We start from the raw sequence: 21,632 nt of genomic DNA on the forward strand, positions 1-21,632 counted from the left end.
TGGTTCTCTGTATCCAGGGACTTCAGCCGCTTGACCTGGTCATCCTTCAAAGCGCCGTACTCGGTACGCCAGAGATAATACGTGACGTCCGTCACCTCGATGGACCGGATTGCTTCGGCAACCTTCCGGCTCTGCGAGACCACGACATCAACATATAGCAGCTTCGCAGCAATCTCTTCAGGCGTCTGCTTATCACGTCCCATGACAATATCGTCCACATGTCTCAAAGCCCTAACTCAGGGACGACCACTTTTCAGGGGGCAGGCCAGAAAGGCGAGGGCCAGCCCTAGGCTCGTCACGACGATCGCTTTCACGTTCCGTTCCTCCCAGTCAGGCGGTCCCACCGCCGTATGTTCTCACGGCCGAAGCCCACCTGCCGAACCCCGTGACAGCTCGATGGTCCGATTCCGGCGGGCGATCGTCGCCGCGATGCGGGCTCTTCGCCCGCGGCGCCTGTCCCACCGCCCCGCGCGGCCTTGCCGGTCCGCTGCGATCACGATCCGACCGGATCTCCCGCGATCGCGATGAGCAGCCGGCCGTCGCCGAGGAGTCGCGCGGCCGCGCGCCTCCCGTCCTCGGGCGTCACCGCCGCGATGCGCCGGTTGTGCGTGTCGAGCCAGTCCAGCCCGCAGCCGTCGAGCTGCAGCGCGAGCAGCAGGGCGGCGATGGCCGACGAACTGTCGAGGCGGAGCTTGGACGAGCCGAGCAAGTATCCCTTGGCCCGGTCGATCTCATCCTGACCGAGCCCGTCGGTAGAGAGCCGCAGCAACTCGTCCTCGATGACCCGCAATGTCTCCCCGACACGGTCGTTTCGAGTCGCGGTCATGCCCACCAGGGTGCAGGCGCCCTCCGCGACATGGAGGCCCGTCCGCATCGCGTAGCAGAGGCCCCGCTTCTCCCGGACCTCCCGGAACAGGCGTGAGGACATGTCTCCGCCCAGGCACTGGTTCACCACCGTCGCGGCGGCGAAATCGGGATCCTGCCGGGGGATGCCGGGACGTCCGAACCGGATCGTCGATTGCGGCAGGCCGAGCCGCGTCACGACCCGCTCGCCGAGTCCCTGAAGGCCCGTGAGCGGTGTCGCCGCCATCGCTCCCCCGGGAAGCTCGGCGAAGGCGCGATCCAGGGCGATGCCGAGCGCCTCCGGCCCGATCGCGCCGACGACCCCGACGCGCAGGTTGGCCCGGGTCAGCATCCGTTCGTGAAGCGCCGCGAGATCCCCGTGCGAGATCCTCGGAAGACTGTCGAGGTCGCCACCGACCGGTCGGCCATAGGGATGGACGGGGAATCCACGCGCCGCAAAGCTCCGGCTCGCCACCGGGTCCGGCCGGCTGAGCCCGGCGCGCGCATCCGATTCCAGGGCGCTCCGGACGCGGACCAGGTCGTCCGGTGCCAGGCGCGGAGCGCGCAGGGCGAGACCCAGCAGGTCGAAGGCGGCCGCCGCCTCGCGCGCGAGGGTCTTGAGCTCGCCGCGCAGGCTGTCGGTCCAGATCGAGAAGGACAGCCGGATCGCCCGGTCACCCAGTGCCCGGCGGAACGCACCGGCATCCATCGGGCCGGCGCCCTCCGTCAGGAGATCGGCGAGCATCCGTGCCGACCCGGCCCGGTCGGCGGCGTCCAGCGTGGGACCGCCTCGGAACCCGAACTGCATCGACAGGATCGGAAGCGTATGGTCCTCGATCAGCCAGGCCTCGATGCCTCCGGGACTGCGCAGGCGGTGCACGCGGTCGGCGAGGGCCGTTGGGGTGGGGGCGACGTGGATCGTCACGACAGGGAGCCTTTCACGTTCAAGCCGCCTCGGAACGGATGAGATGGCCGGACACACCCCTCTCCCGCGCCAGCAGCGAGAGGGCCCGCAGGAGCGCCTCGGCGGTCACCGCCTCGATGCGCGCCTCCCAGGTCGCGAGATCGTCGAGGCCGAGGCCGCAGCACAGGGCCATGCCGTACCAGTTGGCGAGGCTGACCTGACTGTCGCGGGCATAGAGAGCGCTGGCCACGAGCTGGGTCTTGGCGCGGGCGATCGCGGACGCTTCGAAACCGGACTCGCGCAGGTCGGCGAGCACCGCATCGACGGAACGGTCGAGATCCCGGGGCGTGGTTCCGGGTGCGGGAATGCCCTGGATGTAGAAGCGTGCGGGACCGCGGAAGTAGGCGCTCCAGTATGAGGCCTGTACGCGGGTCGCGCAGGCCAGCTCCACCACGAGCCGCGTATACAGGATCGACGTCTCGTCCCCGCCGAGCAGGAAGGCGAGGAGCTCCAGGGCTTCGGCCTCGCCGGGGACCGCCGTGCCGGGCGAGGGCACCATCTGCAGCCGCGTCAGTTGCGGCTCGCTCACGGTCGCGTCCGTGAGGGTGATCTGGCGATGAACGCGGCTCGGAGGGTCCTGCGGATGCCGGCGCTCGTCCGTGGACCCCGCTGCCGGGACGGCGCCATAGATCCTGGCCGCGAGGTCGTGCACCGCCTCCGGCTCGGCATCGCCCGCGACCACGAGAAGGGCGTTCTCGGGCGTGTAGAACCGACGATAATAGGCCAGGGCATCCGCACGGGTCAGGCCCTCGATCTCGTGGCGCCAGCCGATGATCGGTCGGCCAGCCGGATGGGCCGGGATCGCGGCGACCGCGACGGCCTCCCCGAGCAGTCCGGCCGGGTTGGCATCGGCGACCATGGAGCGCTCCTCGAGGATGACCTCCCGCTCGGTCGCCACCACGGCCTCGTCCAGCGCGAGATTGCGCATCCGGTCGGCCTCGTAGGTCATGCAGGTCGAGAGGTACTCGTTGGGCACGCGCTGGTGATAGGCGGTGAAATCCCAGCCGGTGAAGGCGTTCTCCTCCCCGCCCACGGAAGCCAAGAGGGCGCTGAACCGTCCGGCCGGGTAATCCGCGGTGCCCTTGAACATCAGGTGTTCGAGGAAGTGGGCCAGTCCGGACTTGCCCGGCGGATCATCGGTCGACCCGTTCCGGTACCAGATCATATGGGTGACGATCGGGCTGCGGCGATCCGGAATGACCACGACCTGCATCCCGTTCTCCAGCCGGAAGGCCGTGACGGGGATCGCCGCATCGGGAACCGTCGCGGCGACCGGAGGGGAGGACGAATGTGGGCGCATCGGCGTTCGTTTCTGGCTCGCGTTTCTGACTCGGGGCGTGGCTCGGATTTCCTGAAGGCTACCGCGTCCCGGTCCCGGGAGGCCTCCGGCGCTCTACCGCCGGCTGAAATTGAGCGGGACCGCTTGGGTGATCGGCTGACCGCCGGGCGGCGGCGGGAAGGGAGCGGCCCGGTACATCACGGCCACGGCCTCGGCATCGAGGGCCCCGTTGCCGGACGAGGTGACGAGCCGGGCGCCGGTCACGCTGCCGTTGGCCGCGAAACTCACGCTGACCACGGCCACGCCGACCGCACCGGATGCGCCGGGCGGAAACCGCTTGGCGCGGACGATGCGGCTGCGCATCTCGTTCTGCCACGTGGCGCGCGAGGCTTGGCTGACCGCCGCGCCGGCGGCGGCGGCGGCGGTACGATCGGCATTGCGCCGATCCGATTTCGGGCCGCCACCGCTTCGGGAGGCGGCGCTGGGCTGATCCTTCTTCTGGACGGGCTTCTTCTCGGGCGGTTTCTTCTCGAGCAGCTTCTTCTCGGGCTTCTTCGGCTCGAGCGGCTTGGCCTCCTTCGGCGGCTTCGGAGGGAGGGCGGCCTGTGGCGGAACCTGCGGAGGCGGAGGGGGCGCCTCGATCATCGGAACGGGATCGGGCGGCGGCGGAGCCTCCTCGGCGGTCTCCGGCTCGGCCTGGTCGGTGTCGGGGGCCGACGGCCCGTCCTTGGCGTTGTCGGTCTCGGACATCGCCACGGTGGGCTGCGGCGACATGTCGATCATGATCGCCGCCGGCATCTCCTGCGGGACGGGCGGCACCCCGGATTGGCGGGTCAGGCCGAGGTAGAGCCCGACATGCACGCCGAGCGTCAGCAGCAGGGCCGCCGCCCAGCCCAGGATCCGGACCGCCGCGGAAACCTCGGACCTCTCCGGGCGCGAGCGATGCTGCCCGGTGGCCCGCACGAAGGCCTCGGGCGGCGGCCGGATCATGGCCGTGCCCCGGCGGATGTGTCTTCGAGGCCGACGAGACCGACCTTGAGGTAACCCGTTCCGCGCAGCAGGTTCATCACCTGCATCAGCTCGCCGTAGGGCACGCCCTTGTCGGCGCGCAGGAAGATGCGCTCGTCCTTGTTGCCCTTGGTGGCCAGATCGAGGGCCGGACCCAGCTCCTGACGGGCGAGGGCATCCTCGCCCAGCGTGACCGTGAGGTCCGACTTGACGCTGACGAAGACCGGCTTGTCCGGGCGCGGCTGCTGCGGTGCCGAGGAGGTCGGCAGTTCGACGGGAACGCTCACGGTCGAGAGCGGGGCTGCGACCATGAAGATGATCATCAGCACCAGGATCACGTCGATGAACGGCGTGACGTTGATCTCGGCGTTCTCGGTGAGATCGCCGCCGTCGTTGGATCCGAGGTTGACGGCCATGCGCCTACTCCGCTGCGAGGCGTAGATTGGACTTGCGGCCGAAGGTCCCGGCCTCGCGCCGATCGAGGTCGCGCGACAGGTGGCGCATGACCAGGGCGACGGCGTCGCCGACCATGGCGCGGTAGCCGGTGATGGAGCGGGTCAGCGCGTTGTAGATCACGACGGCCGGGATCGCCGCCACGAGGCCGATGCCGGTGGCGAGCAGCGCCTCGGCGATGCCGGGGGCGACCACCGCGAGGGAGGTGGTGTTCGAGTTGGCGATGCCGATGAAGCTGCCCATGATGCCCCAGACGGTGCCGAACAGACCGACGAAGGGACCGATCGAACCGATCGTCGCCAGGATGCCGGTGCCGGAGGCCATGCGCTTGCCGACCATCGCCTCAATGCGGCTCAGGGCGATGGCGGCACGCTCTTTGACACCGTCGCTCGGCAGGCCCTGTGAGAGCGCGTGCTCGTCCTCGGCCTCGACGACGAGCAGGGCACCGACGCCGCTGCGAACCCTCTCGCCGGCCTCCGACAGGCTCGCCACCGAACGGAAGACCTTGAGGCTGGACCGCATCTGACGCTTGGCCAGGGCAAGACTCACCACTTTCGCCAGCAGGATGGTCCAGGTCACCACCGAGGCGAGGACCAGGATCACCATCACGGCCTTCACGACCGAATCCGCGTTCAGGAACATGCCCATGGGCGAAAGGTCGTGCGCGACCGTGCCCGGCTTTCCGGAGGCAGCGGGAAGCTGCGCATTCGTCGCATCGGAGGGCGCCGACGCAGCCCCGGCGGCGGAAGACGACGGCGGGCTCGCAGCGGGGGCGGAAGGAATCGCCTCCGCGGTCGCGGGGGCCAGGGGCGGGCCGGCCGGCGCTGCGGCCAACGCTGGGCCCGCAACGGAGCCGAGGAGGATCACGCCCGCCAAGCACCAGGCGACGCTGCGGCACGCACCGATGCGCGAACCGGGATTCTGCGGGTCCTTCGTCGCCAGCATGCTGTTCTACCTTCGTTGCGGTGCCACGGAGCTTCGAAGTCTCTGTGCAATGAGGCGGGTAATCTGCCACGCCGTCCGAGCATCTTTTTCATCTGTGGGGCGGCTTCGGTGGCGCGCGTCGGCCTTCGACCGGGCCAGGATGACGGATGGGTCCGTCTGTCCGGTCTTGCGCAGCTGCCCTCGGGTGCATGCCGGGACGAGGATTCGCGGCGTGCGGAACGACGCGGAACCCCGGATGCCATCGCCGAACGCCGGCCATGGCTCGACCGGCAATGGCTCGATCGGCACCGCGACGTCTCCCCGAGGCCCCTGTGCGGAGCGGGCCGATAGCGTCGATGACGAGGCGGCCTGACCGAACCACCGTTCAGCCGGGTTCGGGGCGGGGCATCCCTTTCCGCCCCGGATATCTGGAGCGGTCGCGGGCCGGGCGGCAGCGTTTCAGGAGCGCCGCCGGCGCGCGACGAGAGCATGCCTCGACGGCGAACTCACCCGGTCGTCATCATCCGGAGACGAGCCGCAGGGGAATCGAACGGTCCCTTCGGAACTGGAACCGAAACTTGAACCGCCGGGGCTCGATGGATGCATCGGGCTCGGCCGAACGGCACAGCAGCCTGTCGTAGAGCTCGATCAGGTCATCACCCTGTTCGTCCGCCATCCGCGTCGGTCTCGCCGGGGGCGGAGGGCTCGTCAGGAAGCGATCCGGATCCGCATCGATACGCGCGAGCGCTTTTCGTAGGCCCTCGTGGGATCCGACATCGACGCGAAAGCCGTCGACCCCGTCAGCGATCGCTTCGCCGATCGCACCGCGGTCGCTGGCGACGACCCACAGCCTGGCCGCCTGCGCCTCGCGGGTCACCAGCCCGAAGCTCTCGGGCCAGAGCGAGGGCGCGAGGAGCACGTCCATCTCGGCATAGAGGTCGCCGACGCTTTCCTGCGGGACGCCCCCGATGATCCGCACCGGCGTGGTACGCCAGATCTCTTCGATCACTCGGTCGCTCGGAAGCGACTGATCGACCATCGTCAGGGCAAGGTTCTCGAATCGCTCCGCCTTCAGAACGGTCTCGATCAGCGTCGCGCCCTTGTGCATGCTGCGGCCGCCGATATGCCCCAGGCGCACGCGGCCCGTCCGGTTCGGCAGGCGCACGGCGGGCGCAAGCCTCGGAACACCGTTGGGGATCGCAATCGTCCGGGGAAAGCCCGCCCGCCGATAGAGGTCGGCGAACGTCTCAGAGACCGCGACGATCGCCGCCGCAGAGTCGAGGACCCGGTTCAGCCGGCGTCGCCGGGCGATCGAGGCGGTCGGACCGTGGTCCGGATCCGTCGCGTCGACGAGCGGATCGGGCGAGGGCGGCCGGACCAAGCCGTCCGCATCCGTCAGGAACTGGAAGTCGGAGATCCACCACGCGTCATGGACCGTGACGACGTAAGGGATCCCGCGCGCCTGGACAGCCTCGGCGACCGAGGCGGTGAGGCGCTGTACGGAATGGAAATGGACGAGGTCGGGCGCGAACCGATCGAGCAGGTCCTCGAACGGCAGACGCATCTCCGGATTGAAGGGACGCCAATCCATGTGCATTTCACAGGGCGCCGCGATGCGATAGACGGGCAATCCGCGATAGGAATCGACGCGCGTGCGGTAGGGCGTGCCGCCTTCGAGATCCGTCGCCGCCACCGCCACCTCGAAGCGGTCGGCGGCGTGGTCGAGGATGTGGTCGAGGTTGTCGCGGACGACGCGGGTGGCGCCCCCTACGGTCTGAGGCGGGAAGAACACGTTCACGACGAGAATGCGCCGCTTCGGAGCGGGTCCGGGCCTGGATATGGACGCCGATGGCGAACCGGATGCCGTTCGGGCGAGAAGGCTTCCGGTCTCGCCGGACCGGTTCCGGCCCGTTCCCCCGGCCCGCGCTTCGAAGACCGCACGGGACCGGTCGGCCGCCGGCGGCAGGAAACGCCCCAGGGTCTCGACCGCCGCGTCCGGCCCATGCCGCGCGATCGCCTTGGCTCGTGCGTGCTCGCCGATCCTCCGGCGCAGGTCGGGCTTGGCAATCAGGAGGCGCAGCGCGCGCGACCAATCCTGCGCGGTTTGGGCGAAGAGGACATCCTCTCCATCGACGAGAAGCTCGCGGTAGGTCCGCGTCGGGCTGACGATCGAGGGAATGCCGCACATGGCGGCTTCGAGCCATTTGATCTCGCTCTTGGCGTCCGCGAAGGGGCCCGGGGCCAGAACACCGAGATTGATGTCGGCGCCCGATAGGACTTCCCAATAGGCGCTCACGTCGCCGGTGAAGGGGATCTGCAGCACGCGGTGTGCGACGGCCCGGAAACGTTCGTCGAGGTGGAGATAGCCGACGATCACGAGCCGGGACTGAGGATGCCGTTCCAGCACATCGATCAGCGCGGGCGCCGCGAAATCGGTGAAGTCGCGGTTGTGCGCGCGCGTGCCCGATCCGTAGAAGATCGTCAGGGCCGCTGCCGAGAACGGGGCGTGCGGCCGGCCCAGGAAAGGCAGGTTGCGCTCGTCGAGGCCGTTGTGCAGGACGTGGCAGGTCCGCGAGCGCACCAGCGGGCGCATCGCCTCCGCGAGGGCCGGTGTCGAGGCGAGACCGACGTCGCAGGCCTGCATGGCGTAGCGGAACAGCGGCACGCCGTACTGGAGCTCGACATGTTGCGCCGGGTTGATCTGGCCCTCGAAGCTCTCCAACGAATCCGGATAGAGCTTCGGATCGAAAAGCAGGTCGTCGATCTCGTAGATCGTCAGCAGGCCGAGGGCGCGCGCGTAGAGGATCGCGTGCAGAACGTCGGGAAAGGCGGCGACGCGGTAGAAGATGACCGCTGCGGCCTTGTCGATCGCCAACCGGCTCCGGCCGGCATCCTGCTGTGCGAAGACCTCGACCGTCCAACCACCATGTTCGAGTTGCCGGACCTTCTGCGCGACGCGGTAATGCTCGCATTGGGGAAGGTCGCGGTTCGCGACGATGACGATGTGACCGTTCCTCGGGGCCGGCAGGGGCGCCGGCAGGGGGTCGACGGTGCGGATCAAGTCCGCGATCTGATCGAGGCAGGCGACGAGCCCTTCGTCCGCTTCGCGCCGCCGCCCGGCGGTGTACAGGTTCCGCGCCCGCGCACTGGCGAGGTCGAACGCCCGGGCGATGGCGCGGTGCGCGGCCGCGCGCCAGTGGGGCGAGCCGTGCCAGTTCGGTGCCGATCGACGGACGCGGTCGAGGGATGCCGGTACGCCGCCAGGCCTGTCGAGCAGGCCATCGATGGCGTGGATATGGCTCCACACGATCGCACCGGGGGTATCCGCCGCCGCGACGAAGGCGTGCGTCGCCTCGTCCGTGCGACCGAGCAGGCGCAGGGCATCGCCGCGCCGATGCTGGAGGCGTCCGATTCCAGGGGCGAGCCGGAGTGCCCGGCTGTAGGCGATCTCGGCGAGGAGGGCGTCGCCGCGGTTCAGGTGATGCTCGGCGATCTGCTCCAAGAGCCGCGGCGAGCAGGACTGCCGCACAGCCTCGACCTCCGGCATCGTGAAGCCCGTCGTCACGAAATGATGGAGGGCCTCGAACCGCCCGCCCCCCGGCCGGAGCACGCCCTCGGGCAATTGCCTGCGGTAGGCCGTTTCGTCGAAGCTGTCGGGGAAGCGGTCTTCCCCGAGCAACTGCATCACCGCGGCGGCTTCCGTGCCCGGCATGCCCCGTGGCATCCCCTCGCTGAGCCAGTTTCGGTACAGATCGGCGGCGCGGACATCCGCATGGACGATCCGGGCCTGTGCACGATGGAAGCTGGGATCGAATTGCAGCCGCAAGGCGATGGGCGCGAGGCGCTCGATGCCCATCGTCAGGAACAGAACCAGACCTTCCATGCGTGAGGTGGGTGGACGGGGCAGCCAGCCCGCATTCAGCAGCCCGAACTCGTGCAGTACGAAACGATTGAGCCAGGGCCCCGGCAGCAAGCGCGCTGCCGAGAGAAGATCCGCGAAGCTGGCAGCAGGCCTCGCGCGACGGCGCCCGCCGGCATCGGTTTCGCCTGCCGCGAACATGCGTTCGTAGTTCTGTTCGAAGACCGAAAGGTCGAGCTCGAAGGAGCGTCCTTCCCTGCGTCCGTTGCGCAGATAGTGCTCCTGAAGCTCCCAGGACGTTGCCTTGCCGGCGAGATCGGCATGAAGAGCCCGGTACTGCTCGGGAACGAAGTGCCCCGGGAGGCAGCCGTATTGCGCTTCGAGCGCCACGATCATCGCGTCGCCGTTGGGGAAACGGCCCTCGTCGCGGCCGTATTCGACGTAATGCCGCCGAAGCGCATCGTCGTTCGGCAGCACGACGAGGTCACCATACTGTCTGCGGTAGAATTCCGGGTCGACCTCTTCGAGGTTCGTGAGCCGTATGCCGATGTCCCTGACTGTAAGCGGCTCACTTCTTACTTCGAAAATCGCCCCCGACTGTGCTTCGTCCCGCGCGCCTTCGTGGGCGAAGAACAGGGCTCCATCGAGCCGCTCCTGCTGCGCCGGATCTTCGGCCGCGGCCTCCCGAAACGACGCGGAGAAGTTGGCATCCATGGTCAGGCGATCGGGCGTGCTCATCGCTGGATTCCTGCAAGTCCCGGCCGCCCGGTAGCACCGGCTCGGTCGCGTCGAGACCTTTCTGATTCCTTGTCTGACGAACCCGCCAAGTTCATACGTTCGTCGCAAAGGCCATTCGGCCTTGGTGCGCCGGCACGAGACCGACGTCAGATCGCACGACACGTCTCGTGGCGCCGCCCGGGACACTCATCCGGCTGGCGTCGAGTTCACGAGCGCCGCCGCTGTTGGTCGAGCCTGGTTCGGCGCAGGCCAACACGACGCGCGCGCTGGGCCTGCGCCGGATCACCGTTGTGGCAGCGGGCGAGTCCCGCCAGGCGCCTGCACGCGTCCACCGTTAGGGAGGAAAAGCTGCGGGTTTGGGACCGCGTGCCATCGGCAGCCTCCGTGCGGACATCACCCGAACATAGGCACCAACCAGACGACCGACACCGAATTTCCGACTCGGATGACTAGGGAGGATCTGAGACCGATATCACCCTCGGCATGGACGGCACGGCGCGCGTCTTGAAAGGACACGACCTCTCGTTCTACAACGGCCGACAAAGGTCGCAGGCCTTATTCGAGCTTTGATCGGCGCAGGCCGGACCAAGCCCACTTCGACGATGCGTCGCATCCCGTCACTGCCTCAATCCGGCAGGAAATCCATCTATGAAAGCCCGCGTCGCTGTTAAGAAAAACAGAGCCACCGAGCCATAGGTGAGTGGAGATTGATAGTCGAATGTCACTGTACGATATTTTTCTCTCCAACACCGGCCGCCCGATCCACAAGTCGGGACATTACTTCTTCGCATACGAGCGCCATTTCGGTCGCTACGTTGGCTGTCCGGTCACCTTCCTGGAGATTGGCGCCGGCAATGGCGGCTCATCGCAAATGTGGAAGCGTTGGCTCGGACCGCTCGCCCGCATCGTCACGATCGACATCAACGAGGTCTGTCGACAGTACGAAGACGAACAGATCGCGGTGAGGATCGGCGACCAGTCCGACCCCTCCTTCTTGCAGTCTCTCATCGACGAATTCGGCACCTTCGATGCGGTTCTTGATGATGGCAGCCACCATATGGTGCATGTCACCAAGAGCTTCGATTTCTTGTACGATAAGATTGCGGCCAATGGCGTCTACATGATCGAGGACATGCACACCGCGTACTGGCCCGATTACGGCGGTGGGCGAGGCGATCCGCGCTCGATGGTCGAGCGCTTCAAGGGATTGATCGACGATTTGAACGCAGACCACGTCAGGGATGGCACTGTGGCACCGACCGCTTTTACCAAGCAGACGGTGGCAATGACCGCCTACGACAGCATACTCGTACTCGAGCGGGCGCCATTCATCAACAAGACCATGAAAATGGTCGGCGATGACACTCAGCGCATGAACTATTAGCCGCTCATGAAGTTGCTCGATTTATGCACGACGATCTGGGGCTCCGCTGAAATCCGCGAGGCTTCCCCTCTGATCGAAGTTGCGCGGCACTGCCTTTACCTCCCCTATGCGGGTGGACAGGCCTGGGGGTTGTTTGCAGAAGACGGCCAACCGGTAAACAGAGCGATCGATTTTCGTGAGGGGATTTTCGTTCCGTCCGATCAAATCCTGACGACGCGTCTGACTGCGGCGACTGTCGACGATGTGGCTCCGGATGGGGTCTATATCTACGGGGGCCGCATCAATCCCCACTTCGGCCACTTCCTGGTCAACACCCTCTCACGCTACTGGGCGGTCACGAAGATTCGTTCGCCCAACACCAAGATCCTGTATCACGGCTCAGGAAACCCGGAAGACTGGTTCAGAATTCCTTTCGTCGCGACAGCGTTCAGTATGCTCGGGCTCTTACCCCGGGACTTCGTGAGCTTCGACAAGCCCGTACGGGTGCGGAGCGTCGTCGTGCCGGGAACGAGCCTGGAGGAGCAGCATGCCGGCTACCGCGCTTATGCCGACCTATGCCGTGGAATTGGCGACCGGATCCGTTCCATGGGGGAGTTTGAGCAGAACAAGCGTCCGATTTATTACTCTAAGACCCGCCTCCGGTCCGCAGTTGGCGTTATCAGCAATGAAATGGAAATCGAGACCGTGCTGAGGGAAGCGGGGGTCGAAATCATCTACCCCGAGACGCTGAGCTTCGACGATCAGGTGCGTCTGATGTCCTCACGCGAACAAATCTTGGGATCGGCTGGATCGTTCCTGCATGCGAGCATCTTCTGCCCACCTCGTAAGATTACATGCCTCAACGTCACGGAACAGATAAACTCGAATTATACCTTGATCGACACCCTCGCCGGCAACAGCGCTACTTATCACTATCCGCCAGAAATCAAGCTGTCGAACAGCAAGGAGGGATTTCTTACCGTGCGGTATCTACCGGACGCCGGCTCTGTGGCCCGAGAGCTGCTCGGCCTGCTGGATGCTTGATCCGGCCGCGTGATGATACAGTCGATCCCCCATGGTGGGCCGCAATATGGGACAGGTTCTCCACGGCAGCGCCGCGACGACCGACGTCAACTCTCACCGATCAGAACTTGGGGTTTGGACTGAACAGCACCAGAAGGCCGTGAGGGCGGCCAGCGCGGCGGCCGAAGCGTCGTTTCAGGCGAACTCGTCGTAGCGAGCGGCGGTCGAAGGTCGCCTCGATGCGCCCGTGCCTCGCGATAGCGGCGCCCGTCGTGGCGGATTCGGCGTTTGCGGCCGCGCTTACCTGGGATGACCGGCGTGATGCCGCTCTCCCGCGGGGCGGTGCGCAGCCAGTCGGCGTCATAGCCGTTGTCGGTCTCACGGATCAGATGGGGCGGGCGAGGACGTGGCCTGTCGAGGATCATCGGTTCAGCACGCGCTCATCGCCGAACATCTCGGACGGCAATCGGGCGCCGGCAATCTGGTCGCGCCGTCTCGACGGCAACGCCATCGGAGCAAACGATGACGCGATGCGCGGGCAGGCCGACAGCCTGGATGGCCCGGATCGCTCTGGTGACATCGGCCCGCGCGACGGCGCGGCATCGGGCACGTTCCCCATCGAACCGGAGAGCGACGCATGTCCGAGCCGACCGCCTCGAACCAGTACCGCCCCGAGACGACGGACGATCAGGCGCGTGGTGAGCGGAAGCCGTCCCCGAAGTCCGGCCGGGACGGCGCGGCCGTATCCCCGCGGGACACCGACAGCGACACGGTGCGGGAGACGCCCGAGGGGCCGGGCGATCGACCCGGCACAGAAGCCGAGGCAGAGGCGCAGCAGCGGTAAGGACCGACGTCAGATGGTGGGCAACGCCCGGCTTCCTCCGCACGTGCGGGGACCCCGTCGGAATCGACCATGCGCACCGCACGGGGGAGGCCGCCGCATTTACGCCGTCGTTGACGAAAATTATATCTTTTAAAGCGATTTTATCGCTTGTAGGTTGATTTTTGAGTATGTCGGCAGCAAATGAGGCTGCTCTTTGCTGGGCGCTGAACTTGGTCGACCTCCGCCCGAGAGGATCTTCGAATGGCAGCAGCTGCAATCACGCATATGGAAGACAACGCCACCGAGGCCTTTGGCTTCATCGGAGTCGACGAGCACACGCTGAAAGGTTGCGTGATCCAAGAAGCAACCGACCTCGGCGTCCTCTTGGTCATGCTCGACACGAGCATGGTTCCGGACGATTTCGTTCTGTACTCCATGTCGCTCGATAAAGGGCGCCGCTGCAGGGTCGTTATTCGAACGGATGAGACGATCGGTGCCTGGCTCGACGGCGCGAGTGATTGAAGATTGATCTACAAATGACTTTGCGCTTCGGCATCCGGTTCGCTTCTGGTGCGGACGCGACAACGGCGTGTCGATGAGCACGCACCGGTTCTTGAGGCCGCTGGCGCAAGAATACGCACAATGGTGGAACGCCGTTTCGCCGATGCCGTACTGGAAGCACGCCGCCGGATCCAACGGCGAATCCTTCGGAATACCGATGATCGACCTTCCGCCAAACCGTCGTCCTGAATACCCTACGCAAGGCGACGGCTTGAACTCTTGTGGACGCATCGATTCTTACTGAAAGGCGGCGCCTCCTTTCGGACAGATGCCGTGGTGCGGGTCCGGTCCCGCCGGCTCAAGGAGCCCGCCGCGACCTCTTCGTTCTGCGATCGCCGCGGCTCAGCGCCGTCCGAGGACCACCCGCAGCTTGTCGGCGAGATCCTCGCGGCGGTAGGGCTTGCTCAGGAGCGGCAAGTCGGCCGGAACGCCGTCGGCACCGAGCGCCGAGGCGGTGTACCCGGATGCCAGCAGCACCCGCAGGTCAGGCCGCAGGCGCCGCGCCTCCACGGAGAGCTGCACACCGTTCATGCCCCCCGGCATCACCACGTCGGAGAACATGATGTCGATCCGCTCCGGGCCCCTCAACCGGTCGAGCGCCGCGGCGGCATGCGTCGCGGTGACCGTGCGGTACCCGAGCTCACCGAGGCTCTCGACCGCCATGTCGAGGACGGCGGGCTCGTCCTCGACCACCAGGATCACCTCGCCCTCCGCGGCGCGCCGCAACGGCATCGGCCCGTCCGGACGGACCGGCGCAGCGGCGTCCGTCGAATGCGGCAGGTAGATCGCGATGGTGGTGCCCTGGCCGACCTCGGTCGTCAGGACGACGTGGCCACCGCCCTGCCGGGCGAAACCGTAGACCTGCGACAATCCCAGCCCGGTCCCCTTGCCCACGTCCTTGGTGGTGAAGAACGGCTCGAACGCCCGGGCCGCCGTGGCCGCATCCATGCCGAGGCCGGTATCCGAGACCGACACACGGACGTATTGCCCCGGGACGAGGTCAGGGAACTCGGCCCGATGCTCCGGCGCGACCGACAGGTTCTCGGTCCGGACCCGCAGCGTGCCGCCCGACGGCATCGCGTCCCGGGCATTCACGCCGAGATTGAGGATCGCGCTCTCGAACTGCCCCGGGTCGAGGCGGACTGGATCGAGCCCGGCGTCGAGATCGAACTCGACCGCGACGGTCTCGCCCACCGCGCGCTGGAGCAGCGTCCGGAAATCCCTGAGCAGGCGGTTCGGGTTGACCGTCTCGGGACGCAGCACCTGCCGGCGCGAGAACGACAGCAGCTTCTCGGTGACCTCGGCGCCGCGGCGGGCCGCGGTCATCGCCGAGGTCGCGAGCCGCTCGACGCGCTTCTCGTCGCCCGGGCGGCGCACGATCATGTCGAGGTTGCCGACGATGATGGTCAGCAGGTTGTTGAAGTCGTGCGCGACGCCTCCGGTCAACTGCCCGATCGCTTCCATCTTCTGAGCCTGGTTCAGGCGCTCGTCGGCGTCGTGCCGCTCGGTCGTGTCCATGACGATCCCGGCCATTTCCGTGGCCCGGCCGCTTCCGTCGAGATAGGCCTTGCCCTTGACGGCGACCCACCTGACGGCCCCGTCGCCGGCGCGCACGATGCGGCACTGCAGGTCGAGATGGCCGGTGGCGGACGCCCTGTCCCACGCGGCCCCGGCGGCGGCGCGGTCCTCGGCCAGCACGTGCGCCAGGAACTCGCTCCGCCCCCAACGCGGCTGCAGGGTCGCGTAGCCGAAGATGCGGTCGTGCCGCAGGGCGCGCCGCGAGGTGCCGGCGACGAGGTCCAACTCCCAGTCGCCCATGTCGGCGGCGTCCAGGGCGATGGCGAGGTTGTCGCGGGCAAGCTGGAGCTCGGACCGCTGCCGTTCACGCTCGTCGGCCGTGCGCTCGGCGCGGCGGTAGAGGTGGTCGACCTCGCGCAGGTACACGCCGAGCACGATGATGCCGGCGACCAGGGCCTCGATCCGCCCGGCGAACCAGCCGACCGTCCCGCGCGCCGCCCCGGGCAGCGTGACGAGGTTGTCGAGCAGCAGCAGGAACAGGGAGACGGCGAGCCAGAGCTGAAGCACGCTGCGCAGGCGCGTCGTCGCGCACAGGGTCACGAGGGAGAGAACGGTCAGGGCGACGAGGGCCGGGCCGATCCCGGAGGTGGTGAGCGGCCAGTAGCTGTCGCCATCGACGCTCACCGGGAGCAGGTCGACGCAGGCGACCACGCCGAACGTCAGCAGGGCGACGGCGCAGACGACGGCCAGGGCGGACAGGCCGCCGACGCGGGACAACCGGTCGTGGGGAACGAGGCGCGTCCGCCCGTCCCCTTCCATGATCGCGTAAGGCAGGGCGAACAGGGGCGGCCCGACGTGCCAGAGCGTCCAGAGCCACGTCGTCGTCGCCGGGCCGGCCCCGATGATGCGCCCCGGCGCGAACACGTTCGGGAACGAGAGCAGCTGAACCGCGACGATCAGGGTGACGTAGAGGCTGCCGGTGGCCAGGACGAGCAGCGGCACCGAGCGCGTGCGCCGGAACTGGGCGAAGAACAGGTAGGTGGTCACTGCGTAGACGACGGTCAGGGCCGCCTGGTAGCTCGGCACGAACCCTGGCATCGCCGGCATCGGCCACGAGACGACGGGAAGCATCGCCAGGGAGGCAGCGGCGAAGGCGCCGCAGACGAGGGCCGCGAATCGCCGTTGTCCCGGCCCCGGCGCAGCGGTCGCGAGGGTCGCCATCTCGGCCGTGTGCTTGTCGTCCGTCACGGTGTTCCCCCGACCGTGCGGACCGGGCGCGAAGCCCAGGCGACATGGTCGCCGAGCGTATCACGGCCGGGGGGCACATCAACAGGGCGCGCGAGCGTGGGGGCGGCGAGCGGGCATCCCCTCCCGGACGTCTGGACGTGGCCGGCAGAAAGGTCGTTCACCAAACCGGTATCCAGAGTTCCCCGGTACTCCCCGGCGAGGGCGAAAACGAACGCATCGACCGCAGAAACTTCCCTTGCAGTGTGACTCGATTGACACGATAATGACTATTCACTATCTTATTCGAGCGGTGAGGAGGGCAATCGCCGCGTCGCTCGCGTGGCGGCCCATCACCTCCGGGCGCTCCGCGATCTGTCACGCTTCAGGTCGCGGACGGGCATCCGAAAGACGGAGGACGATGCGGTGTCCCAGTTCAAGCCAGGACCGAACGAACCGAGACCGATCGCAGCGATGCGGCGGCGTTTGGCGAAGGTCTCACCCGGCACCGTCGCGCCGATCGTGCCGGCCGGCGTCATCAGGCGGTTCGCCTCCTACGGCGCGATCCTCGCGGTGGTTCTGGCCGGCCTCGCGGCGGCGGAAACGTTGCGGCGCGCCGAGCCCTTCATCGGAAGCCGGATCGCCGACATGTTCGTCTTCGCGATTCTCCGGAACAAGGCCGAGCCTCGCGCTCCGACCTTCGCCACGGCCCATGCTCCCCCGTTCGACCTATCCGGAGCGGCGGGTCGGTTATGATCGACCGTCGACCCCGCCGAGCCGCGCTCGCGCGCACCGCCAAGGACAATCCCGATGGCGAGCCCGATGGTGAGGATGGCGTCCAGATCGTCGATTTGGCGATCTGCCTGATCCTGACCGTACTCGTCTTCGGAGTTCTATGGGTCTGTTTCCGATAGCGCGCGACGAAGGGGCCGGACAGTCGGTCGTCCCAATCCGCCGACCTTCTCCCGATCGACCGACACGCCGGGTTCCCCGCGTGACCGAAGCCTGCCGCGTGCCCGAACGAGGGGCGCGGCGCACGGCCTGATTCCCACCGAAGCGAGAGGTGTACGCGCCGTGATTGTCCTCGACGAACCCGCCGGATTGCGCCTGATCGACCTCGTCGCGGCGGTGGGTGCCCCGTTCCCCGCCTCCGCCGATCCCGAGCGGATGCTGCGCGGCGGAGCCAGCCTGGAGACGGCCGAGCCCTGGCACGTCGCCTACATGGACGACCCCCGCTACGCCGTCCCGCTCTGCGGCACCCGCGCCGGGGCCTGCATCGTCTCGGACCGCTTCGCCGACATGGTGCCCGCGGAGACGGTCGCCGTCGTGGTTCGGGACCCGCACGCGGCCTACGCGACCATGCTGTCCCGCCTGCATCCCGACCTGATGCGGCCGCAGCCCCACCTCCCCGAGATCGGGACGCCTTCGGACCGGTTCATCCATCCGTCAGCCCGCATCGGCGCCGGCGTGGCCCTCGACCCCGCCGTGGTCATCGGCGAAGGCGTGGTGATCGGAGCCGGCACCACCGTCGGTGCCCATGCGGTGTTGGGCCCCGACGTGACCATCGGCCGGGATTGCTCCATCGGCGCGGGGACCACCCTCGTGCGCTGCGACGTCGGCTGCCGGACGATCGTCCATCCCGGCGCCCGCATCGGCCAGGACGGCTTCGGCTTCGCCATGGGCGCCGAGGGGCACCTGAAGGTCCCCCAACTCGGGCGCGTCCTGATCGGGACCGACGTCGAGATCGGCGCGAACACGACGATCGATCGCGGCAGCGGGCGCAACACCCTGATCGGGGACGGAACGAAGATCGATAACCTCGTCCAGATCGCGCACAACGTTCGGATCGGCCGCCACTGCGTGATCGTCGCCCAGGTCGGCATCGCCGGCTCCACCGTTCTGGAGGATTTCGTGGTGGTGGGCGTCCAGAGCGCCATCGCCGGCCACCTCCACATCGGTCGCGGCGCGCGGCTCGCAGCGGCCTCGAGACTGATGCGGGACGTCCCGTCCGGCGCGCGATGGGGCGGAATGCCCGCCAAGCCGATCCGGACCTGGTTCCGCGAGCAGACGGCCCTGAAGACGCTCGCGCGGCGCTCCGCCGGGCGCCGCGCGGTCGAATGGTCGGCCTCGTCGGGGCCCGACGCGGACGCGTGAGATCGCCGCGCGCACAGCCCCCCAACCCAATTCGGAGGTCCCCATGTCGGTCATGATGACGAACCTCGTCGCCGCGCTGTCCGTCTTCGGTCTTGCCTACCTTGGCCGCCTGATGGCCCCGCACCGGTCCTCGGAAGGTTCGTGCCGGTCTTTCGGCAGGCCCGAGGCATGAGGGCGGATCGTGTCGGAGCGGATCGTGTCGATGGGCGTGGTGGAGCGTCCGATAGCCACCGGGGCTTGCCGGCAACCGGGCGGTCCCATCGACACCGGGCCGGCCCGGCGCCTTGACGCCTCCCGAGACGACCGAAGCCCGGCCATCGCCCCTGGAAGCGGCGGCTCCGTCGCCATGATCGACGAAACCGGCCCGGCGCGACCGGGCGCAGAGCTTGACATGATAATGACCAGTCACTATCATTTTGATCAGAGAGGGTCGCCAGATGGACGCTCGCGTACCCCGACCCTCCCTGTTGCGGTAAGGGTGGCCCAACAGCCCATGACGCATGACTGGCCGATGATTACGATGGGGTCTCTCCGATGAGCGCTTCTGCAGGCACGACGATCAATTCGCCCCGGACATTTTCGCCTCGCCAAGACCAAATTCTGGATGCTGCCCAGATCTGCTTCGTTCGGAACGGATACAACCGCTCGACAATGCAGGACATTGCCAAAGAAGCGGCCATGAGTTCCCCGAACATCTACCGCTACTTCGTATCGAAGGAAGCCGTTCTCGTCTCGATAGCGGACCGGGAAAAGCAAAGGGCCGATGATCGCATCTGGCGATTCGAGGCGGTCGGCGACAAGTATTCCGCTCTGATGCGGATCATCGAGTATTACCAGTTCGACGTGACGCGCGAGCATGCCACCCTGCGCCTCGAAATCTGGTCCGAGGCCACACGCAATCCTGAAGTCGACGCCATCGTCCGAGAGCGTGAGAAGAGCGGCCGGGATTGGCTCGCCAATGCCGTGGCCTCGATCGCGACGTCGCCGGACTGCGATCCGCATTCCCTCTTCGAGGCGATCAGCGCACTCCTGAAGGGGATCATCGTCTGTCGTGCGCTCTTTGACGATTACAATGTCGGGCCGGCCGTGGCTCAACTCCATGCCCTGATCGAGGCGGGCCTCGCCGGACGAATGCCGGAGGTTCCTCGGCGCACGCGCTCCGTCGACGGATAGCGTCGTTACGGACGAACCGGCCCCGCTGCTTTCGATCCGATCCCGCCGAGCCAACGGCCCCATCCCGCCTCTCTCGGATTCCGGGAGGGCGGGCGGCTGCCCGATCCGAACAGAGGACCCGAGCAACGACGATGACCATGGTCATTCCACGCCTGATGATGGCCGCCCTCGTCGCCACGACGGTCCACTTCGCCGTCGAAACGAGCTTGGCCAAAGCCGCCGACCCATTCGGAACGTGGCTCACTGAGGATGGTCGCGCCCGGGTCCGCACCGAACGATGCGGACCCGGGGACAAGTATCTCTGCGGCTACATCGTCTGGTCCGGGACGACGACGGCGATGGGAACGGCGCGCACCGATGCCGAGAACCCGGACGTTCAGAAGCGCAGCAGGCCGATCCTCGGACACCAGATGATCCTCGGACTGAAGCTCGACAAGGATCAACGTTACGGGGGCAAGATCTACAACGCCGACGACGGCAAGCAGTACGACGTGACGATCTGGAACGAGACACCCGGCGAGCTCCTGGTCGAGGGATGCATGCTGGCGGTTCTCTGCGGCCGTCAGACCTGGCAGCGGGTCGCCGACGTCCTGCCCGGTCAGCTTCAGGGTCTCACGGACGAATCGAACGGCCCGCGCGCGGATCGCGCGTGGGCTCCGAAGCGGCCGCCGACAACGGGCAGCCCGGTGCGCGAGGCCGAGCCGGAAGCGCGCCGGTAGTCGCGCGCCCCGCGCGTCACGTCATCCCGGATCCGCGCGGCCCGTCTCGGGCCCGCGGTGGGACCGGTCGGTCGGAGCGGAAGACGCCCCCCTTCTCCGCACTGCCCGACCGGTTTCCCAATTCCCCGTCGCCCCCATGCGGCGTCGATCGATGCTTTCCCGTTCGCGCTCACCCGCGCCGCGAACACCCCATCGAGCCGGTCACGCGGCCGCTCGCCACGTCGAGGCAACGGTACGATGCGCAAGAACGATGCAGTCCCTTTGAAGCCTCGGCGGCCGCCCGGACGCCTGCTCGGTCGGGCGCTGATCCTCGCGTCCCTGGGTCTCCCGGCCGGATGTCAGGAGACCTACCTGCAACAGGCCGGTTCCCTGCAATCGTATTCGAACCTGAAGCCGTCCAACGGACTCGTCACCAAGGCGCTCGTCCATGTCGATGGGCCGGCGGTCAAGGCGGCGCGCACCGTCCGCGTCGTGCCGACGACGTTCTCCGCCAAGGCCCTGGACGTTCCTCTCACCCCCGACCAGCGCAAGCTGGTGACGAACGCCGTCGACCGCGCCCTCTGCACCGATCTCAGCGCGCGCTTCGAGATGGTGGGGGCCGGGCAGCCCGCCGGTAATTACCCACCCCCTTGTGCGGGTTGGGTTTCGCTGATTCCTTTGTAGGATGGGCCGAAGCGATCTTGAGCGGCTGAGCCGCAAGTAACTGATCGAGTTGGTGCTGCGGATGCAGCGCCCGACGAAGACCTGGCGCACGTCTTCGAATCCGCCCGCGACGGATCGCAAGGAGCGGCGCGAGCAGTCCAAACCCGGTGGGGCGAAGCCCGGCCACGAGGGCCACAGCCAATCACGTCGATGATGAAGAGGAGCGTATTTTCATAGGCGGGTCCGGGGCGGACGAAATCGGACAACCGAAACGGGCCTAAACTACATGTAAGACGACACGAGAAACAATTCGTGCGCGCAAGTTCGATACTGTAGCGGTTTGGAAAGACAACACTATATTTTT

The 21,632-nt window shown here is 67.3% G+C and carries 18 protein-coding genes and 2 pseudogenes; 10 read left to right on the plus strand and 10 right to left on the minus strand.

Annotated elements, in window-relative coordinates; all coding sequences use genetic code 11:
- From MKK49_RS11265 to MKK49_RS11300, 8 genes and pseudogenes are all read right to left on the minus strand, one after another.
- A partial coding sequence (locus MKK49_RS11265) for a transposase (RefSeq protein ID WP_409565057.1) occupies nt 1-203 on the minus strand: 203 nt, incomplete at its 3' end.
- 290 nt (nt 204-493) lie between these two features.
- A complete protein-coding gene (locus tag MKK49_RS11270) occupies nt 494-1,768 on the minus strand; it encodes a M16 family metallopeptidase (RefSeq protein WP_244028396.1) in 1,275 nt (424 codons plus the stop codon).
- A 19-nt stretch (nt 1,769-1,787) separates the two neighbouring features.
- Complete coding sequence (locus tag MKK49_RS11275) at nt 1,788-3,107, minus strand: M16 family metallopeptidase (protein ID WP_244028397.1); 1,320 nt, start codon at nt 3,105-3,107, stop codon at nt 1,788-1,790.
- A gap of 93 nt (nt 3,108-3,200) precedes the next feature.
- The gene (locus MKK49_RS11280) at nt 3,201-4,076 is read right to left on the minus strand and encodes an energy transducer TonB (RefSeq protein ID WP_244028399.1); all 876 of its coding nucleotides are present in this window, start codon (nt 4,074-4,076) and stop codon (nt 3,201-3,203) included.
- Nucleotides 4,073-4,510 (minus strand): TonB system transport protein ExbD, encoded by a 438-nt coding sequence (gene exbD, locus MKK49_RS11285; RefSeq protein WP_244028401.1) that lies wholly within the window; start codon nt 4,508-4,510, stop codon nt 4,073-4,075. Before exbD ends, MKK49_RS11280 begins: the two co-directional genes overlap by 4 nt.
- A 4-nt stretch (nt 4,511-4,514) precedes the next feature.
- A complete protein-coding gene (gene exbB / locus MKK49_RS11290) occupies nt 4,515-5,195 on the minus strand; it encodes a tonB-system energizer ExbB (RefSeq protein ID WP_313899159.1) in 681 nt (226 codons plus the stop codon).
- Between the two features lie 796 nt (nt 5,196-5,991).
- Entirely contained in the window at nt 5,992-10,068 is a 4,077-nt protein-coding gene (locus MKK49_RS11295; RefSeq protein ID WP_244028404.1) for a glycosyltransferase, read from the minus strand.
- A gap of 133 nt (nt 10,069-10,201) precedes the next feature.
- Nucleotides 10,202-10,462: pseudogene (locus MKK49_RS11300) on the minus strand (IS630 family transposase); the annotation flags it as partial.
- 324 nt (nt 10,463-10,786) lie between these two features.
- On the opposite strand from MKK49_RS11300, the gene MKK49_RS11305 reads away from it, so the two are divergent.
- A complete protein-coding gene (locus MKK49_RS11305; protein ID WP_244028405.1) occupies nt 10,787-11,452 on the plus strand; it encodes a class I SAM-dependent methyltransferase in 666 nt (221 codons plus the stop codon).
- 6 nt (nt 11,453-11,458) lie between these two features.
- Entirely contained in the window at nt 11,459-12,475 is a 1,017-nt protein-coding gene (locus tag MKK49_RS11310; RefSeq protein ID WP_244028406.1) for a glycosyltransferase family 61 protein, read from the plus strand.
- Between the two features lie 93 nt (nt 12,476-12,568).
- On the opposite strand, the pseudogene MKK49_RS11315 reads toward MKK49_RS11310, so the two are convergent.
- Nucleotides 12,569-12,828 (minus strand): annotated as a pseudogene (locus tag MKK49_RS11315) (hypothetical protein); the annotation flags it as partial.
- Nucleotides 12,829-13,091: 263 nt separating this feature from the next.
- Between MKK49_RS11315 and MKK49_RS11320 the strand changes: the two are divergent.
- Nucleotides 13,092-13,298 carry a hypothetical protein gene (locus tag MKK49_RS11320; RefSeq protein ID WP_244028407.1) on the plus strand — a complete coding sequence of 69 codons (207 nt, stop codon included), beginning with the start codon at nt 13,092-13,094 and terminating at the stop codon, nt 13,296-13,298.
- Nucleotides 13,299-13,538: 240 nt separating this feature from the next.
- Nucleotides 13,539-13,799, plus strand: coding sequence for a PilZ domain-containing protein (locus MKK49_RS11325; protein WP_244028408.1), 261 nt, complete (start codon nt 13,539-13,541; stop codon nt 13,797-13,799).
- 381 nt (nt 13,800-14,180) lie between these two features.
- Here MKK49_RS11325 and MKK49_RS11330 read toward each other — a convergent pair whose 3' ends face one another.
- Entirely contained in the window at nt 14,181-16,604 is a 2,424-nt protein-coding gene (locus MKK49_RS11330; RefSeq protein ID WP_244028409.1) for an MASE4 domain-containing protein, read from the minus strand.
- 450 nt (nt 16,605-17,054) lie between these two features.
- Here MKK49_RS11330 and MKK49_RS11335 point away from each other — a divergent pair, with 450 nt between their 5' ends.
- The 6 genes from MKK49_RS11335 to MKK49_RS11360 all read left to right on the plus strand — a co-directional run bounded on the left by MKK49_RS11335 (nt 17,055) and on the right by MKK49_RS11360 (nt 21,289).
- Nucleotides 17,055-17,336 (plus strand): hypothetical protein, encoded by a 282-nt coding sequence (locus MKK49_RS11335; RefSeq protein ID WP_244028410.1) that lies wholly within the window; start codon nt 17,055-17,057, stop codon nt 17,334-17,336.
- Nucleotides 17,333-17,494, plus strand: a complete 162-nt coding sequence (locus tag MKK49_RS11340; RefSeq protein WP_244028411.1) for a hypothetical protein — start codon at nt 17,333-17,335, stop codon at nt 17,492-17,494. The genes MKK49_RS11335 and MKK49_RS11340 overlap by 4 nt, the downstream gene beginning before the upstream one ends.
- Before the next feature lie 160 nt (nt 17,495-17,654).
- Nucleotides 17,655-18,734: a UDP-3-O-(3-hydroxymyristoyl)glucosamine N-acyltransferase gene (gene lpxD / locus MKK49_RS11345; RefSeq protein WP_409565058.1), complete on the plus strand. Its 1,080-nt coding sequence runs from the start codon at nt 17,655-17,657 to the stop codon at nt 18,732-18,734.
- A gap of 534 nt (nt 18,735-19,268) precedes the next feature.
- Complete coding sequence (locus MKK49_RS11350; RefSeq protein WP_244028412.1) at nt 19,269-19,907, plus strand: TetR/AcrR family transcriptional regulator; 639 nt, start codon at nt 19,269-19,271, stop codon at nt 19,905-19,907.
- 131 nt (nt 19,908-20,038) lie between these two features.
- On the plus strand, nt 20,039-20,626 hold the full coding sequence (locus MKK49_RS11355; protein ID WP_244028414.1) for a DUF2147 domain-containing protein: 588 nt from the start codon (nt 20,039-20,041) through the stop codon (nt 20,624-20,626).
- A gap of 237 nt (nt 20,627-20,863) precedes the next feature.
- On the plus strand, nt 20,864-21,289 hold the full coding sequence (locus tag MKK49_RS11360; protein WP_244028415.1) for a DUF3313 family protein: 426 nt from the start codon (nt 20,864-20,866) through the stop codon (nt 21,287-21,289).
- Nucleotides 21,290-21,632: the final 343 nt, after the last annotated feature.

Origin of the sequence: Methylobacterium sp. J-090, assembly GCF_022829345.1 — a bacterium.
Lineage (GTDB): Bacteria > Pseudomonadota > Alphaproteobacteria > Rhizobiales > Beijerinckiaceae > Methylobacterium.

Bases quoted from the DNA above. Each gene is read 5' to 3' on its own strand.
- MKK49_RS11275 (WP_244028397.1), bottom strand. From the start codon at position 3,107: ATGCGCCCACATTCGTCCTCCCCTCCGGTCGCCGCGACGGTTCCCGAT.
- MKK49_RS11280 (WP_244028399.1), bottom strand. From the start codon at position 4,076: ATGATCCGGCCGCCGCCCGAGGCCTTCGTGCGGGCCACCGGGCAGCAT.
- exbD (WP_244028401.1), bottom strand. From the start codon at position 4,510: ATGGCCGTCAACCTCGGATCCAACGACGGCGGCGATCTCACCGAGAAC.
- exbB (WP_313899159.1), bottom strand. From the start codon at position 5,195: ATGGGCATGTTCCTGAACGCGGATTCGGTCGTGAAGGCCGTGATGGTG.
- MKK49_RS11295 (WP_244028404.1), bottom strand. From the start codon at position 10,068: ATGAGCACGCCCGATCGCCTGACCATGGATGCCAACTTCTCCGCGTCG.
- MKK49_RS11305 (WP_244028405.1), top strand. From the start codon at position 10,787: ATGTCACTGTACGATATTTTTCTCTCCAACACCGGCCGCCCGATCCAC.
- MKK49_RS11310 (WP_244028406.1), top strand. From the start codon at position 11,459: ATGAAGTTGCTCGATTTATGCACGACGATCTGGGGCTCCGCTGAAATC.
- MKK49_RS11320 (WP_244028407.1), top strand. From the start codon at position 13,092: ATGTCCGAGCCGACCGCCTCGAACCAGTACCGCCCCGAGACGACGGAC.
- MKK49_RS11325 (WP_244028408.1), top strand. From the start codon at position 13,539: ATGGCAGCAGCTGCAATCACGCATATGGAAGACAACGCCACCGAGGCC.
- MKK49_RS11335 (WP_244028410.1), top strand. From the start codon at position 17,055: ATGCGGCGGCGTTTGGCGAAGGTCTCACCCGGCACCGTCGCGCCGATC.
- MKK49_RS11340 (WP_244028411.1), top strand. From the start codon at position 17,333: ATGATCGACCGTCGACCCCGCCGAGCCGCGCTCGCGCGCACCGCCAAG.
- MKK49_RS11350 (WP_244028412.1), top strand. From the start codon at position 19,269: ATGAGCGCTTCTGCAGGCACGACGATCAATTCGCCCCGGACATTTTCG.
- MKK49_RS11355 (WP_244028414.1), top strand. From the start codon at position 20,039: ATGACCATGGTCATTCCACGCCTGATGATGGCCGCCCTCGTCGCCACG.
- MKK49_RS11360 (WP_244028415.1), top strand. From the start codon at position 20,864: ATGCGCAAGAACGATGCAGTCCCTTTGAAGCCTCGGCGGCCGCCCGGA.